The organism is Rhodococcus antarcticus, assembly GCF_026153295.1.
Classification (GTDB): domain Bacteria; phylum Actinomycetota; class Actinomycetes; order Mycobacteriales; family Mycobacteriaceae; genus Rhodococcus_D; species Rhodococcus_D antarcticus.
Genome location: NZ_CP110615.1, coordinates 111,561 through 126,084 on the forward strand (window position 1 = coordinate 111,561; position 14,524 = coordinate 126,084).

Annotated in this window: 14 protein-coding genes; 11 read left to right on the forward strand and 3 right to left on the reverse strand. The window is 74.9% G+C overall.

Annotated elements, in window-relative coordinates:
- Positions 1–46 precede the first annotated feature (46 nt).
- From RHODO2019_RS00510 to RHODO2019_RS00525, 4 genes are all read left to right on the forward strand, one after another.
- Positions 47–466, forward strand: a complete 420-nt coding sequence (locus RHODO2019_RS00510; protein ID WP_265383139.1) for a DUF3151 domain-containing protein — start codon at positions 47–49, stop codon at positions 464–466.
- Positions 467–473: 7 nt separating this feature from the next.
- Positions 474–1,595 (forward strand): FUSC family protein, encoded by a 1,122-nt coding sequence (locus RHODO2019_RS00515; RefSeq protein ID WP_265383140.1) that lies wholly within the window; start codon positions 474–476, stop codon positions 1,593–1,595.
- 104 nt (positions 1,596–1,699) lie between these two features.
- A complete protein-coding gene (locus RHODO2019_RS00520; RefSeq protein ID WP_435532150.1) occupies positions 1,700–2,617 on the forward strand; it encodes a cation diffusion facilitator family transporter in 918 nt (305 codons plus the stop codon).
- Positions 2,618–2,804: 187 nt separating this feature from the next.
- Positions 2,805–4,457, forward strand: coding sequence for a phospholipase D family protein (locus RHODO2019_RS00525; protein ID WP_265383141.1), 1,653 nt, complete (start codon positions 2,805–2,807; stop codon positions 4,455–4,457).
- 37 nt (positions 4,458–4,494) lie between these two features.
- On the opposite strand, the gene RHODO2019_RS00530 is transcribed toward RHODO2019_RS00525, so the two are convergent.
- Positions 4,495–5,154, reverse strand: a complete 660-nt coding sequence (locus RHODO2019_RS00530) for a hypothetical protein (RefSeq protein ID WP_265383142.1) — start codon at positions 5,152–5,154, stop codon at positions 4,495–4,497.
- 111 nt (positions 5,155–5,265) lie between these two features.
- Here RHODO2019_RS00530 and RHODO2019_RS00535 point away from each other — a divergent pair, with 111 nt between their 5' ends.
- Entirely contained in the window at positions 5,266–6,564 is a 1,299-nt protein-coding gene (locus RHODO2019_RS00535) for an adenylosuccinate synthase (RefSeq protein ID WP_265383143.1), read from the forward strand.
- A 960-nt stretch (positions 6,565–7,524) separates the two neighbouring features.
- Here the strand turns inward: RHODO2019_RS00535 and RHODO2019_RS00540 are convergent.
- The gene (locus RHODO2019_RS00540) at positions 7,525–8,520 is read right to left on the reverse strand and encodes a hypothetical protein (RefSeq protein WP_265383144.1); all 996 of its coding nucleotides are present in this window, start codon (positions 8,518–8,520) and stop codon (positions 7,525–7,527) included.
- A 122-nt stretch (positions 8,521–8,642) separates the two neighbouring features.
- Entirely contained in the window at positions 8,643–10,238 is a 1,596-nt protein-coding gene (locus tag RHODO2019_RS00545) for a Na+/H+ antiporter (protein ID WP_265383145.1), read from the reverse strand.
- A gap of 80 nt (positions 10,239–10,318) precedes the next feature.
- Between RHODO2019_RS00545 and RHODO2019_RS00550 the strand changes: the two genes are divergently transcribed.
- The 6 genes from RHODO2019_RS00550 to RHODO2019_RS00575 all read left to right on the forward strand — a co-directional run bounded on the left by RHODO2019_RS00550 (position 10,319) and on the right by RHODO2019_RS00575 (position 14,521).
- Positions 10,319–10,651: a UBP-type zinc finger domain-containing protein gene (locus RHODO2019_RS00550; protein ID WP_265383146.1), complete on the forward strand. Its 333-nt coding sequence runs from the start codon at positions 10,319–10,321 to the stop codon at positions 10,649–10,651.
- Positions 10,652–10,762: 111 nt separating this feature from the next.
- Entirely contained in the window at positions 10,763–11,158 is a 396-nt protein-coding gene (locus tag RHODO2019_RS00555; RefSeq protein ID WP_265383147.1) for an ectoine synthase, read from the forward strand.
- Positions 11,159–11,173: 15 nt separating this feature from the next.
- The gene (gene purD, locus RHODO2019_RS00560; protein ID WP_265383148.1) at positions 11,174–12,433 is read left to right on the forward strand and encodes a phosphoribosylamine--glycine ligase; all 1,260 of its coding nucleotides are present in this window, start codon (positions 11,174–11,176) and stop codon (positions 12,431–12,433) included.
- Between the two features lie 65 nt (positions 12,434–12,498).
- Entirely contained in the window at positions 12,499–12,822 is a 324-nt protein-coding gene (locus tag RHODO2019_RS00565) for a hypothetical protein (RefSeq protein WP_265383149.1), read from the forward strand.
- 3 nt (positions 12,823–12,825) lie between these two features.
- Positions 12,826–13,953 (forward strand): transglycosylase SLT domain-containing protein, encoded by a 1,128-nt coding sequence (locus RHODO2019_RS00570; protein WP_265383150.1) that lies wholly within the window; start codon positions 12,826–12,828, stop codon positions 13,951–13,953.
- Between the two features lie 361 nt (positions 13,954–14,314).
- Complete coding sequence (locus RHODO2019_RS00575) at positions 14,315–14,521, forward strand: hypothetical protein (RefSeq protein WP_265383151.1); 207 nt, start codon at positions 14,315–14,317, stop codon at positions 14,519–14,521.
- Positions 14,522–14,524 lie beyond the last annotated feature (3 nt).

Below are 14,524 nucleotides of genomic sequence, written 5' to 3' on the forward strand. Positions count from 1 at the left end.
CACTTGGCGGTGGGGCGGCGGGCGCGGGGCCTGCGATGATGGGCGCATGAGCCTCCACCACCACGACCTGCTCGGCCCGCAGCCCACCCTGCTGCCCGGCGACCCCGACGCCGAGTCCGACCTGCTGAACGGGGCCGACCCGACGGCCGTGGCGGCGGCGCACCCCAGCGCCAGCATCGCGTGGGCCACCCTGGCCGAGGCCGCGCTCGACGTGGAGCAGCCGGTGCAGGCCTACGCCTACGCCCGCACCGGCTACCACCGCGGCCTCGACCAGCTGCGCCGCAACGGCTGGAAGGGCTTCGGCCCGGTGCCCTACTCCCACGAGCCCAACCGGGGCTTCCTCCGCGCCGTGGCCGCCCTGAACCGGGCCGCGACGGCCATCGGCGAGGTCGACGAGCAGGCCCGCACGCTCGACCTGCTCGAGGACTGCGACCCCGCCGCGGCCCCCGCGCTGGGCGTGCGCTGACCCTGGCGTGAGCGCCGTCCGGGTCCTGCTGGCCCGGCGGGTCGGCCGGCTCCGGACGTCCGCGCTGCCCGTGCTGCAGTGCGCCCTCGCGGCGGCGCTGGCCTGGTTCGTGGCCACCGAGGTCGTCGGCCACGCCCGGCCGTTCTTCGCCCCCGTCGCAGCCATCGTGTGCCTGGGGGTGTCGCTGGGCGCGAAGCTGCGCCGGACGGTGGAGCTCGTGGTGGGGGTGAGCGTCGGCATCCTCGTGGCCGACCTGTTCGTCACCCTGATCGGCACCGGCTCCTGGCAGATCGGGCTCGTGGTGCTGCTGGCGATGAGCACGGCCGTGCTGCTCGACGGTGGACCGGTCCTCACCCTGCAGGCCGGGTCGTCGGCCGTGCTGGTGGCGACGCTGCTGCCGCCGGGGCAGTCCGGTGGCCCCGAGCGGGCCCTGGACGCGCTGGTCGGCGGGATCGTCGCCATCGTGGTGGTGGCCGTGGTGCCGGCCGATCCGCTGCGTGCGGCCCGCCGGGACGGCTCCGCCGTGCTCACCGCGCTGGCCCAGGCGCTGCGCGGGGTGGCCGACGGGCTGGCCGAGGAGGACCCGGCCCCCGTCGGGGTCGCGCTGACCCGGGCCCGCGGCACGCAGGTCACCCTCGACGCGCTGCGGGCGGACCTCGTCAGCGGCCGGGAGATCGCCCGCATCGCCCCGCTGCGGTGGCGGTCGCGGGCCGGGGTGGTGCGCCTGGCCGCCATGGTCGAGCCGATCGACAACGCCGCGCGCAACGTCCGGGTGCTGGCGCGGCGGGCTCTCGTGGTGGTGGGTGACCAGGAGCCGGTGGACCCACGGATCGTGCTGCGGCTGGTCGAGCTGGCCGCGGCCGTGGAGGTCCTGCGGGAGGTGGTGGGTTCCGAGCCCGGCTCCGCACCCAGCCGGGCCGATGTCGCGACCGCGCTGCGCGGGGTGGCGCGGGGCCTGACGGCCGACCTCGGGGCCGACGGCGGTCTCTCGGTGCGCGTGGTGGTGGCGCAGCTGCGGTCCACCGTCGTCGACCTCATGCAGGCCGCCGGAGCCAGCCGCATCTCGGCCCTGGCCATGCTGCCGCCGACCGTGCGGCACCCCGCGGTGGCGCCCTACCTGGACGACTGAGCTCGACGCCTCGTCCGGTGGTGTCTGCTTGACCCGGTAGTCGTCGTCACTTTTGCACACATGCGCACCCCGCTATACGTTGACGGTCGACGAGGGGAGCAGCGGTGGGCGCAGGACACGGGCACGGGCACGCACAGCTGGCGGACGCCCGCACCGGCTCGGGTCGCAGCGGGCGGCTGCTGGTCTCCCTCGGCGTGATGGTCGGCTTCCTCGTGCTCGAGGTGGTCGTCGGCCTCAGCACGTCCTCGCTGGCCCTGCTGTCGGACGCGGGCCACATGCTGACCGACGTCGTCGGCATGACCATGGCCCTCGTCGCGCTGGAGCTCGTGCGGCGCGGCGGCCAGCGGGCCGCGCGCACCTACGGCTGGCACCGCGCCGAGGTGCTCACCGCCGTCCTCAACGCCGCGCTGCTCGTCGGGGTGGCGGTGTTCATCCTCGTCAGCGCCGTCGGCCGGCTGTCAGACCCGCCGGCGGTGCCCGGCCTGCCCCTGGTGGTGGTGGCCCTGGCCGGGCTCGCCGCCAACGTCGGGGTGATGCTGCTGCTGCGCAGCGACGCCCGGAACAGCCTGGCCGTGCGTGGGGCCTACCTCGAGGTGTTCGCCGACGCCCTCGGCAGCGTCGGGGTGCTCGTGGCCGGGCTGCTGACCGCGCTGTTCGGCTGGCGCTACGCCGACCCGGTGGTGGCCGTGCTCCTCGGGCTCATGGTGCTGCCCCGCGCGGTGAACCTGGGCCGCGCGGGGGTGCGCATCCTGGTCGAGGCCGCGCCGTCCCGGGTCGACGTCCCGGCCGTCCGCGCCGAGCTCGCGGGGGTGGCGGGCGTGACCGACGTGCACGACCTGCACGTGTGGACGCTGACCGACGGCATGGACGTGGCCACCGTGCACCTGTCCACCACCGACACCGACCGGGACCGCGTGCTGCACGACGCGCGCGAGGTGCTCGCCCGTCACGACCTCGGCCACGCCACCGTGCAGGTGGAGCACACCAGCCACCGGGCGGGCTGCGGCGAGGACGCCTGCTGAGGGTCAGCGGGCGCTGAGCAGGAACAGCAGCGCGCTCGTCCCCGCGGGCCGTCCGACGGGTCCCCGGCGGGCGACGCGTCCACCCACGCCCTGACGCGAGTGCCGGCCACCCTGCTACCGTGCCGAGCCCGACGACCGGCCGGACGCACACCCGGGAGCCCCCATCAACAGCAGCACACCGGTTCGGGTGGGACGGATCCTGAGCCGCGCGCTCGGCCGCTCCACCCGGAGCCTCACCTCCCCCCGCGAGGGCTTCGACCCCGCGCATCCGTGGTTCCTCACCCAGCGCGAGCGCGGCAACGACGCGACCGCCCTGCAACCGTGGACCGCGGGCAGCACCGCGCGCGCACTGGTGCACGGGAGCACCTACTTCCAGGCCCTGCTCGACGCCGTGGAGGCTGTGGGACCCGGCGACCTCGTGCTGTTCACCGACTGGCGGGGTGACGCCGACGAGCGCCTCGCTCCGGACGGACCCACCGTCAGCCAGCTGTTCAGCGCTGCCGCCGCCCGGGGGGCCGTGGTGCGCGGGCTCGTCTGGCGCTCGCACACCATCCGCCTGGGCTACACCGCCGAGCGCAACCGCACCCTGGCCGAGTCCGTCACCCGGGCCGGTGGCGAGGTGGTCCTCGACCAGCGGGTGCTCGCGCTGGGCAGCCACCACCAGAAGCTCGTGGTGGTGCGGCACGCCCGGGACCCGGCTCGCGACGTGGCCTTCGTCGGCGGCATCGACCTCGCCCACGGGCGCCGTGACGACATCGACCACCGTGGCGACCCGCAGACCCGGTCGTTCCCCGACGTGTACGGACCGACGCCCGCCTGGCACGACGTGCAGGTGGCGCTGTCCGGACCGGCGGTCCGCGAGGTGGAGGAGTGCTTCCGGGAGCGGTGGGCCGATCCCGCGCCGCTGGTCCGGCTGCCCTGGCACGTCGTCCCCGAGCTGCTGCGCCGGCGCCCGCTGCACGAGCCGTCCGAGCTGCCCGCGCCGCTGCCCGCCCCGGAGGCGACCGGCACGTGCGAGGTCCAGCTGCTGCGCACCTACCCCCGACGCCACCCCCCCTACCCGTTCGCCCCGCACGGGGAGCGCAGCGCGGCCCGGTCCTACGCCAAGGCCCTGCAGCGGGCCCGGCGGCTGGTCTACGTCGAGGACCAGTACCTCTGGTCGGCCGACGTGGCCCGGGTGTTCGCCGAGGCGCTGCGCCGCACGCCGACGCTGCACCTGGTGGTGGTGGTGCCCCGGCACCCCGACTCCGACGGCGGCATCACCCCGCCGTCGGCGCTGCTGGGACACGCGGAGGCGCTGCAGATCGTCCGGGCCGCGGGCGGGGACAGGGTGCTGGTGCTGGACGTGGAGAACCACGCCGCGGTGCCGGTGTACGTGCACGCCAAGGTGTGCGTGGTCGACGACGTGTGGGCGGTGGTCGGCAGCGACAACTTCAACCGGCGCTCGTGGACGCACGACTCGGAGCTCGGTGCGGCCGTGCTCGACACCGATCGGGATCCTCGGGCGCCGACCGACCCCGGCGGGCTCGGTGACGGGGCGCGCACCTTCGCCCGGGCGCTGCGCCTGGAGCTGCTGCGCGAGCACCTCGACCGGGAGCCCGACGACGACGACGACCTGCTCGATCCCGACGACGCGGTGGCGGCGATCGTGGCGAGCGCCGAGCGGCTGGAGGCCTGGCACGCGGGAGGACGGGTGGGCCGGCGGCCGCCCGGCCGGTTGCGGCCGCACCGGGTCTCGTCGACCCCGGTCTGGCGTCGGCGGCTGTTCGTCCCGTTCTACCGGTTGTTCGTCGACCCGGACGGCCGCCCGTTCACCCTGCGCCTGCGCCGCCGCTTCTGAGCCTGCTGGTCGGGGCCGCCCTGTGGCGGTCCGTGCCTCAGCGCACCAGCAGCCAGTCCTCGACGTGCCGGTAGAACGCCCACCGGGTGACCGACCGCTCGTGGACCACGCCGTCGTGGACCACCTCGCCCGAGACGCAACCCAGCTGCAGGGCCCGGCCCACGACCTCCGGCCCGCGTCGACGGAAGCGTCCCGTGGCCACCCTGGCGCCGACCCCGGTGGGCCCGGCGTTCACCACCACACCGGCGACGTCACCGGAGAACACCCGGGTGTCGTCGCAGTAGGCCTCTCCGCGCAGCGGCGCCCCGTCCACCCCGCGCAGCTCGCCGACCCCCACCAGCACGCCGCCGTGGTCGTCGCGGACCAGCGGCGAGGCGATCGCCGTCCCCGCGACGGCGAGGCGGGCGGCCTCGTCGGAGTGCGGCAGGCCCCACGCTCGGGTCGCGGCGGTGGCGGTCGCGCTGACCAGGGCGAGCTCGACGTCGAGGCGCTCGGCGCGCAGCAACCGGGTCAGGACGGCGGCGAGGTCCGCGTCGTCGCCCACGACCACCAGCCGGCGTGCCCCGGGGAGCAGCGGGTCGACGTCGGTGCGCCCGGGCCGCGGGGGCACCCGCACGACGCGCCGCCCGACCGGCGCGGTGGGTGCGGGCGCAGCACCGCAGGCCAGCACCACGAGACCGCCGTCCTCGACCTCCACGCGCGCGATCCTCCGGTTCTCGGACGCCCGGTCCGGGCGGTTAGGGTTCTCCGGGCGCCCCGGGTGGGGTGCCGCCCGACCATCCTGCCCTCGCACCACCTTGGAGCTGACATGCCGGCGATCGTCCTGATCGGAGCCCAGTGGGGTGACGAGGGCAAGGGCAAGGCCACCGACCTCCTCGGCGGCCGCGTGCAGTGGGTGGTGCGCTACCAGGGCGGCAACAACGCCGGGCACACCGTGGTGCTGCCCAACGGCCAGGACTTCGCCCTGCACCTCATCCCGTCCGGCATCCTCACCCCCGGCGTCACCAACGTCATCGGCAACGGCGTCGTCGTCGACCCGGGCGTGCTGCTCGACGAGCTGAAGGGCCTGGAGGACCGGGACATCGACACCACCCGGCTGCTGCTCTCGGCCGACGCGCACCTGCTCATGCCCTACCACGTGGCCATCGACAAGGTCACCGAGCGCTTCCTCGGCAACGCCAAGATCGGCACCACGGGCCGCGGCATCGGCCCCGCGTACCAGGACAAGATCGCCCGGGTCGGTGTCCGGGTGGCCGACGTGCTGGACGAGAAGATCCTGACCCAGAAGGTCGAGGCCGCCCTGGACTTCAAGAACCAGGTGCTGAGCAAGATCTACAACCGTCGCGCACTGGACCCCCAGCAGGTCGTCGAGGACGTGCTGACCCAGGCGGAGGGCTTCCGGCACCGCATCGCCGACACCCGCCTGGAGCTGAACAAGGCCCTGGAGCGCGGCGAGACGATCCTGCTCGAGGGCAGCCAGGGGACCCTGCTGGACGTCGACCACGGCACCTACCCGTTCGTCACCTCGTCCAACCCCACCGCGGGCGGCGCGGCCGTGGGCTCGGGCATCGGCCCCACCCGGATCACCGCCGTGCTGGGCATCCTCAAGGCCTACACCACCCGGGTGGGCTCCGGCCCGTTCCCGACCGAGCTCACCGACGAGTGGGGCGAGTACCTGCGCAAGACCGGCGGCGAGATCGGCGTGACCACCGGCCGGCTGCGCCGCTGTGGCTGGTTCGACGCCGTCATCGCCCGCTACGCCACCCGGGTCAACGGCATCACCGACTACTTCCTCACCAAGCTCGACGTGCTCTCCAGCCTGGAGCAGGTGCCGATCTGCGTGGGCTACACCGTCGACGGCGTGCGCACCGACGACATGCCCATGACGCAGACCGACATCCACCACGCCGTCCCGGTCTACGAGAACATGCCCGGCTGGTTCGAGGACATCACGCACTGCCGCACCTTCGAGGAGCTGCCGGCCAACGCCCAGGCCTACGTGCTGCGCGTCGAGGAGCTGTCCGGCGCCCGGGTGTCCTGCATCGGCGTGGGCCCCGGCCGCGAGCAGACCATCGTGCGTCACGACGTCCTACGGACCCGTGCGTGATTTCTGGACCCAGGACGCGAGGTTTCCTTCACAGCGGATGCTCGTGCAGCCCGGTGGTCTACTGAGCCCGTGGGGACCCGACACCCTCGTGCCGCGCCGGTTGCGGTGCTGGGGCTCCTCCTGGCGGCCGTTCCTGCGTGCGCGCAGGGTGCCGATCCCCGGGTCGCCAGGTCACTGGTCAGCCCGTCGGGGGTGGCTCGACGATTGTGACGCCCCCCGCCCTCGGCCCCGGGCGCCACGCCACCACGGCAGCTCCCCTGCGGTCGGTGCCGCGCAGTCGCAGACCCACCGCCTCGGCAGCGTGGAGGTCGCGGGCGGGGGCGGGACCGGCGCCGTCGAGCACCTCTGGGGCGAGATGGCCGGGCGTGCCGGGCACTGCTCGACCGCGGTGAGCCGCGCCTGCCGGGGTGCACGGCGAGCACGACGTCGGCCAGCGACAGCTCCGGCCACCCCGCGCCGGTGGGCTCGAGCACCAGGTGGGCTCGAGCACAGGTTGGGCCACGGTGACGTCGCGGTGCACCCAGCCCGCGGCGTGCACGTGCTCCAGGGCATCGCGGAGCTGCTCGAGCAGATCCGCGGTGGTGGCCGTGGTGGGTAGGCAGATGCGCGCCCACGGTGTCGCCGGCGACCACGCGTGAGGCGTCGACGACGTGGGCGTCCTCCGCGGCGCGGGACTGCGGGGTCAGCACATACGGGTGGCCGCGCTGGTCGCTCTGCTCGCGCACGAAGCACACCAGGCCCCCGGAGGCGCGGGTTCGCGGGTCGGGGCCGCGCAGACTGATCGAGCCGTAGGTCGTGCGCCCGCCGCACCGCTCCCGAGCCCCCGGTGGCGACGAGGTCGACCAGCGCGAAGCGCCCCGCGATCGACTCCATCGGGTTGTCCTGCCCTGTGCGTGATTTCTGGACCCAGGACGCGAGGTTTCCTTCACGATGAATGGCCTCCCCTCAACCTGGCCGGGCTCAGGGACAACGTCCGCAGCGCGCTCCACCCGTCCACCCGCCCCGAGCCAGCACCTCGGTCACCTCGTCAGCCACCCCGCACGGGTCCTTGGCAACCTCGTCCCAGCCGTAGACCAGCCGCGGCCGGCCCGCGAGCTCCGCCGCGTTGTCCCGCCGGCGGTCCCGGAAGACCACACCCGGCAGCGAGTGGTACTTCCGCCCGTCCAGCCGAACGACGAGCGGCACTCCCGACGCCGTGTAGTCGACGTCCTCGAACAGCGTCACGCCGTCCACCACGACCGGTGACTGACGAGTGGCCCGGGGCAGCCGGTGCGCGGCCTCGACGTCCACGGCGTAGCGGTGCTCCAGCGCCGACTGGACGCCGTCGGTCATCAGCTGCAGCGTCTCCCGGAGCAGCCTTCCGTGCCGCCGGGGCCGGCGTAGCTCCATCCGCGCCAGCAGCACCCCGGTGGGCACTCGACCGGCAGACGCCAGCGCCACGAGCCGCCGCGCCGCGTCCCGACCGTCCAGCTCGGCCACCGCGAGGTCGAGCACCGTGTCCGCCGAGGACGTCCGCGGCGGGTCGGCCTCGACGACGACGTGGGCAAACGCGCGGGAGCGGTGCACGACCACGCCGGGGTGGGCCAGGCCGAAGGGTCCCCAGGTGGCCGGCTGAGGGGTGGTCGAGCGGGAGTAGGGGACGGTGACGTGCACCGGGGCGTCGTCGACGGCACGGAGCATCCCCCACTCGTGTGCGGCGGTGTCGTGGCTGAGCGCGCCCTCGGGCCCGATATAGAGCAACGCCGCCTCGAGGATGGCGGGGCGGATGAGCGGCCCGGTGTGCACGGCGTACACGCGGTGCAGGACGCGTTGCCAGCGACGCTGCCGGAGCCGGTGGGCGATCGCGTGGTCGTCGAGCCCGAGGCCGATGAGCTGGCTCCGGCTGATGACGCCGAGCTGGGCGTGGACCGTCGCGAGGAACGCCGCCTCGTCGACCGCATCGCGGGTGGTGGTCACAGACCGGATGGTGCTGGACGTCGTCGGTGCGCCGTGCTGTTCAGCGGGCGGGTGTGGACAACCTCGCTCGTTGTGGACAACCCCGTGACCGTGAAGGAATCCTCGCCTCCTGGGTACAGCAATCACGCACGGGCGAGCATCGCCTCCTCCAGGTCGAGGTCGTGCAGCACCGTGCGCAGCACCTCGTCGTCGATCCGGCCGGCGTCGCGGTGGGCGATGAACACCTCGCGCTCGGCGGTGAGCATCTCCTGGCGCAGCCGCCGGAACGCCGCGGTGGGGCTCTCGCCGACCTCCTCCTCGGTGCGGCCCAGCCGCTCCCAGGCGGCGTTCGAGCGGCGCTCGGTCCAGGTGCGCAGGACCCCCGCGGCGCGCTCCCGCACCGCGCCCGGCCCCTCCTCGACGGCCACGAGCTCCTCGAGGCGGGCCAGCGCGGCGGTCCCGGCCTCGTGCTGCGCGGCGGCCTCCGCCACGGCGTCGGCCCGAGCCTCGTCGTCGGACCGCACCCCGAGCCGACGGATCACCCAGGGCAGCGTCAACCCGTGCAGCAGCAGCGTGCCGACCACCACCACGAACGTGAGGAACAGGATCTCGGCCCGGGCGGGGAGCTCGGACCCGTCGTTGACCGTCAGCGGGATGGCGAAGGCCGCGGCCAGCGAGACCACCCCGCGCATGCCGGCCCACGCCACGACGAACACCCCGCGCCACGGCGGGGCGGGCTCCCGGGTGCGCACGCGGGCGGAGAGCAGCCGCGGCAGGTAGGTCGCCGGGAACACCCAGACCAGCCGCACCAGGACCACGGCGGCGAGCACGACCACCGAGGCCACCACGAGGGAGGCGACGCTGCGCCCGGCCAGCCCGTCGAGCACCGCGCGCAGCTGCAGCCCGATGAGCAGGAACACGAACGACTCCAGGATCACGTCCGCGGCCTTCCACACGGCGTCGTCCTGCAGCCGGGTGGCGAAGCCGGCCCGCGAGGAGCGGCTGCCCAGGTACAGACCCGCCACCACCACGGCCAGCACCCCGGAGCCCTCGACCTGCTCGGCCGCGGAGTACGTCAGGAACGGCACCACGAGCCCGATCGCGCTCTCCAGCACCGGGTCCGAGAGCCGTCGTCGCACCGCGGCCACCACGAACCCGGCGACCAGGCCCACGGCCACCCCGACGACGGCGGCCACCACGAACACCTCCAGCCCGCCGAGAACGGACGCGCCGGTGCCCACCACGACGGCGAGGGCCACCTTGTACGCGGTGAGCGCGGTGGCGTCGTTGAGCAGGCTCTCCCCGCCCAGCAGGGTCATGATCCGGCGCGGCAGCCCCAGGCGTCGGCCGACGGCGGTCGCCGAGACGGCGTCCGGCGGGGCCACCACCGCCCCGAGCACGAGTGCTGCGGTGAACGGCAGCTGCGGCAGCGCCAGCCAGGCGACCCAGGCCACGGCCACCGTCGTGACCAGCGGCAGGACCACCGCGAGCAGCCCGATCGGCCGGAGGTTGTCCTTGATCGCCAGGTAGGAGCTGTCCAGCGCGGCCGAGTAGAGCAGCGGGGGCAGCACCACGAACAGCACGAGCTCGGGGTCCAGGGTCACCTGGTCCAGCCCCGGCAGCAGCGAGGCCAGCAGGCCCACCACGGTGAGCAGCAGCGGGGCCGATAGTCCCTTGGCCCTGGCCACCCCGGCGACCAGCAGCGCGAGCACGGCGACGACGAGCAGCAAGCCGTTCACTCCCGGACCTCCTCCTGCAGCCAGTGCACCCAGCACCGGGGGCTGGGGCGCGCGGCGGGCACGGTGCAGGATGATCCCTGATGAAGCTGCGCAGGAAGTCCACGGAGACCTCGACCACACCCGCGTCGCCCGTCGTCGCCCCCGTGGCGGGGTGCCCGGAGCTGCGTGCCTGCAGGGTCGAGCCGGACCCGGAGCCGCTCGGCAGCGACGGCTGCCTGGACTGCGCCGCCCTCGGCGAGCAGACGTGGACGCACCTTCGGATGTGCCTGACGTGCGGCGGGGTGCGCTGCTGCGACTCCAGCCCGCACCAGCACGCCACCGCGCACTTCCACGCGAGCGAGCACCCCGTCATGCGCTCCTTCGAGCCCGGGGAGACCTGGCGCTGGTGCTACGTGCACGCCCTGCTCGGCTGATCCCGCGCTGACCACCACCCACGACGAGCTCGACCACGGCCTCGGCATCCTCGCCGCCGCGGCCGACGACCTGCTCTCCTGAGCACCAGGACCGACCCGAGAGGAGCCACCATGATCGTGCGCACCACCGAGGAGATCACCGGGACCGAGCGCGACGTCACCAGCGAGGACGGGCAGTGGCGCAGCAAGCGCATCGTGCTGGGCGGTGACCGTGTCGGGTTCTCCTTCCACGAGACGACCATCCGGGCCGGCAGCACCAACGAGTTCCACTACGCGAACCACGTGGAGGGGGTGTGGCTGGTGGAGGGCACCGGGACCCTGACCAACCGGGAGACCGGCGAGACCCACCCGCTGGCCGCCGGCACGATGTACCTGCTCGACGGCCACGAGCGGCACACGGTGCGCGCGGAGACCGAGCTGCGGATGCTCTGCGTGTTCAACCCCCCGGTCACCGGGCGCGAGGTGCACGACGAGAACGGTGTGTACCCGCTGGTGACCGTGGACTGACTACCGTGGGCAGCCGTGCGCGTCCTCGTGATCGGTTCCGGTGCTCGTGAGCACGCCCTGCTGCTGGCCCTGCGGCGCGACCGGGGGGTGAGCGACCTGCACTGCGCCCCGGGCAACGCCGGCACCGCGCGGGTGGCCACCACCCACGCCGTGGATCCGGTGGACGCCGTGGCGGTGGTCGCCCTGGCGCGGTCGGTGGCGGCCGACCTGGTCGTGGTCGGTTCCGAGGTGCCGCTGGTGCTCGGGGTGGCCGACGCGGTGCGCGCGGCGGGGATCGCGTGCTTCGGCCCGTCCGCGGCGGCCGCACGGATCGAGGGTTCCAAGGCCTTCGCCAAGGACGTCATGGCCGCCGTCGGCGTCCGCACCGCGCACAGCGAGGTCGTGGACTCCCCGGCCTCCCTCGACGCCGCCCTGGACCGCTTCGGCCCGCACTGGGTGGTCAAGGACGACCGGATCGCGGCGGGCAAGGGCGTGGTGGTCACCGAGGACCGCGACGCCGCCCGGCGGCACGCCGCCAGCCTGCTCGACGACGGCCACCCGGTGCTGCTGGAGAGCTTCCTCGACGGTCCGGAGGTGAGCCTGTTCTGCCTGGTGGACGGCGAGACCGTGGTGCCGCTGCTGCCCGCGCAGGACTTCAAGCGGGTGGGTGACGGCGACAGGGGCCCCAACACCGGTGGCATGGGCGCCTACGCGCCGCTGCCCTGGCTGCCCGAGGGGGCCGCCGATGCCCTGGCCGCCGAGCTGGTCACCCCGGTGGCCGCCGAGCTGGTGCGCCGGGGCACCCCGTTCTCGGGGCTGCTCTACGCCGGGTTCGCCATGGGCGTGGGCGGGCCTGCCGTGGTCGAGTTCAACTGCCGCTTCGGAGACCCCGAGACCCAGGCCGTGCTGGCCCTGCTGGAGACCCCCCTGGGTGCGCTGCTGCACGCCACGGCCACCGGCACCCTCGCCGACGCGCCGCCGCTGGAGTGGGCCCCCGGCTCGGCGGTCACCGTGGTGCTGGCCGCGGAGAACTACCCGGGGCGCCCGCGCACCGGGGACGTGGTGACCGGTGGCGACGCCGAGGGCGTGCTGCACGCGGGCACGGCCGTGCGCGGAGACGGCGCCGTGGTCTCGGCCGGGGGGCGGGTGCTCAGCGTCGTGGGCACCGGGGCCGACCTGGCGGCTGCCCGTGAGGACGTCTACGCGCGGCTGGACCGGGTGCACCTGGCCGGCGGGCACCACCGCCGCGACATCGCCCTCGCCGCCGCGCAGGGCCGGGTGAGCCTGCCGGCCTGAGGGGGAACCGGTGCTCCTGCGGCGCCGTCGGAGGTCGAGGAACTCGGGAGCAGAGGGGACGTGCGGTGGCTGACCAGGACATCTCGGCCCAGCTCGGCGATCTGGAGGCGTGTGCGAGCGCGCTGAGCAGCGAGGCCTCGCCCGTCGGGGCGCTGGCGGACGAGGTCGGTGGCGCAGTGGTCGGTGGGGCCGCAGCCGGCACCACCGACGCGTCGGCGGCGCTGGTCGCCGCCCTCACCGCCGCTGCCGCGCACTGGCAGGGCGAGCTGGCCGAGTCCTCCCGGCTGCTCGGCGCGCTCGGTCTGGCCATCGACTCCGACGCGATGGCTCTGCGTGGCGCCGACGCGTCGATCGCGCGCTCCATGAGCGCCCCTGCCGCGAGGGTCTGACCCGTGGCCCCCGTGATCGGCGCGGAGCGCCTCCAGGAGATCCTCACCCAGCTCGACGGCGACCCGGGTGCGCTCTCCGCCGCTGCCGGGCAGTGGACCGCGACGACCACCGCGGCCGGCTCGACGGGCGACCTGGTGGGCACCCGGGTCACCGCGCTGGACGCGGCGTGGTCCGGGGCGGGCGCGGAGGCCGTGGTGGCCTGGACCGCCGGGTTGCGCGGCGGTCTCGACCAGGTGGGGCCGGCGGCCGACGCGGTGGCCGCGGCGCTCACCGCCGCGGGCGGGGCGCTGGAGGCGGCGAGCACCGCGGTGCAGGCGATCGTGGACCAGGTGAGCGCGGACTGCGCCGCCGTGGCGCTGACCAGCGAGCCCGCCGTGCTCGCCGCGGTGGCCGCCATCGTGCAGGCCGCGACCGGCCGGGCCGAGGAGCACCTGGGCACCGCGCAGGACGCGCTGTCCCGGGCCACGCAGGCGATCACGGCGGCGAGCGCGGCCACCCCGTTCACCGGGCTGCCGCCCATCGCCGAGCAGCGGTTCGAGCCGGCGCACTTCGCCGTCAGCGACTGGACGGTGGAGGTGCCGGCCTCCACCAGTGCGCAGGGCACGCACGTCGAGCCGGTGTCAGCGCACGTCGAGCCGGTGTCAGCGCACGGGGGCGGCTCGGGCGGCAATGGTGCGGGCGGTGGCGGGTCGGGTGGGGGTTCGGGCGGGGGCGGCGGGGGCGTCGACTCCGGGGGTGGTCCGCCGAGCGGCGGCGGGGGGTCCGCGGCCCCGGCCCAGGTCCAGCGGTGGATCGATGAGGCGATGAAGGTGTTGCAGGACAACGGCGTCGACACCTCGAAGCTGAGCCGCGACGACATCTGGACGATGATCCAGCACGAGTCCGGAGGCGACCCGCACGCCATCAACGACTGGGACTCCAACGCGGCCCAGGGCACCCCGTCCAAGGGCATCATGCAGACGATCGGCCCCACGTTCGACAGCTACAAGGTCGCCGGGCACGACGACATCTGGAACCCGGTGGACAACATCGTGGCCGCCTGCCGCTACACGCTCTCCCGGTACGGCTCGACGTCGGGCGTGCCCGGCATCGAGGCCATCCGCGGTGGCGGTGCCTACCAGGGCTACTGAGCGGGGCACGGGCCGACCGGCGGTCCGGGCGCCGCACCGGCGTGCGGCGAGCACGGCCAGCGAGCGGGTGGTCCGGACGGGCTCGGCGATGGCGACGTCGAACCCCAGCGCCGCGAGCCGGGCGGCGTGCCAGTGCTGCAGCTCGGCTCGTCGATCGCGTCGAGGACGCGGAGCTCGGTGCGGGTCAGCTCGGCACTGACCACCAGGGGGTGGGTCACCGGCCGACGGCAGCGGCGGCCGACCCTCGGCGGAACCGCCCGGGAGATCCTGGCCCGTCCGGACCAGGTCGATCGGCTGGGCTGCACCCTGCACCCCGCCCGCCGCCGTCGACACCCGCCTCGCCGTCGAGGCGCGTCCCACCGTGCAGGACCTCGGGCTGCGCCGGACGTCCTTCGTGCGCCGCGCCAGCCTCGTGCCGCGAGCGGTGGACGAGCTCCACCGCATCCTCGTCGGCCCGCTGCCGGGCCACCCGCGCCAGGCCGACCACGAGGAGCAGCAACGGCGGAGGAGCCGGGCGGTCGCCGGGGAGGAGGCTGTCGCCGTGCGGGGCGCGCTCACCGGCCACTAGCGT

Bases quoted from the DNA above. Each gene is read 5' to 3' on its own strand.
- RHODO2019_RS00510 (WP_265383139.1), top strand. From the start codon at position 47: ATGAGCCTCCACCACCACGACCTGCTCGGCCCGCAGCCCACCCTGCTG.
- RHODO2019_RS00535 (WP_265383143.1), top strand. From the start codon at position 5,266: ATGCCGGCGATCGTCCTGATCGGAGCCCAGTGGGGTGACGAGGGCAAG.
- RHODO2019_RS00550 (WP_265383146.1), top strand. From the start codon at position 10,319: ATGAAGCTGCGCAGGAAGTCCACGGAGACCTCGACCACACCCGCGTCG.
- RHODO2019_RS00555 (WP_265383147.1), top strand. From the start codon at position 10,763: ATGATCGTGCGCACCACCGAGGAGATCACCGGGACCGAGCGCGACGTC.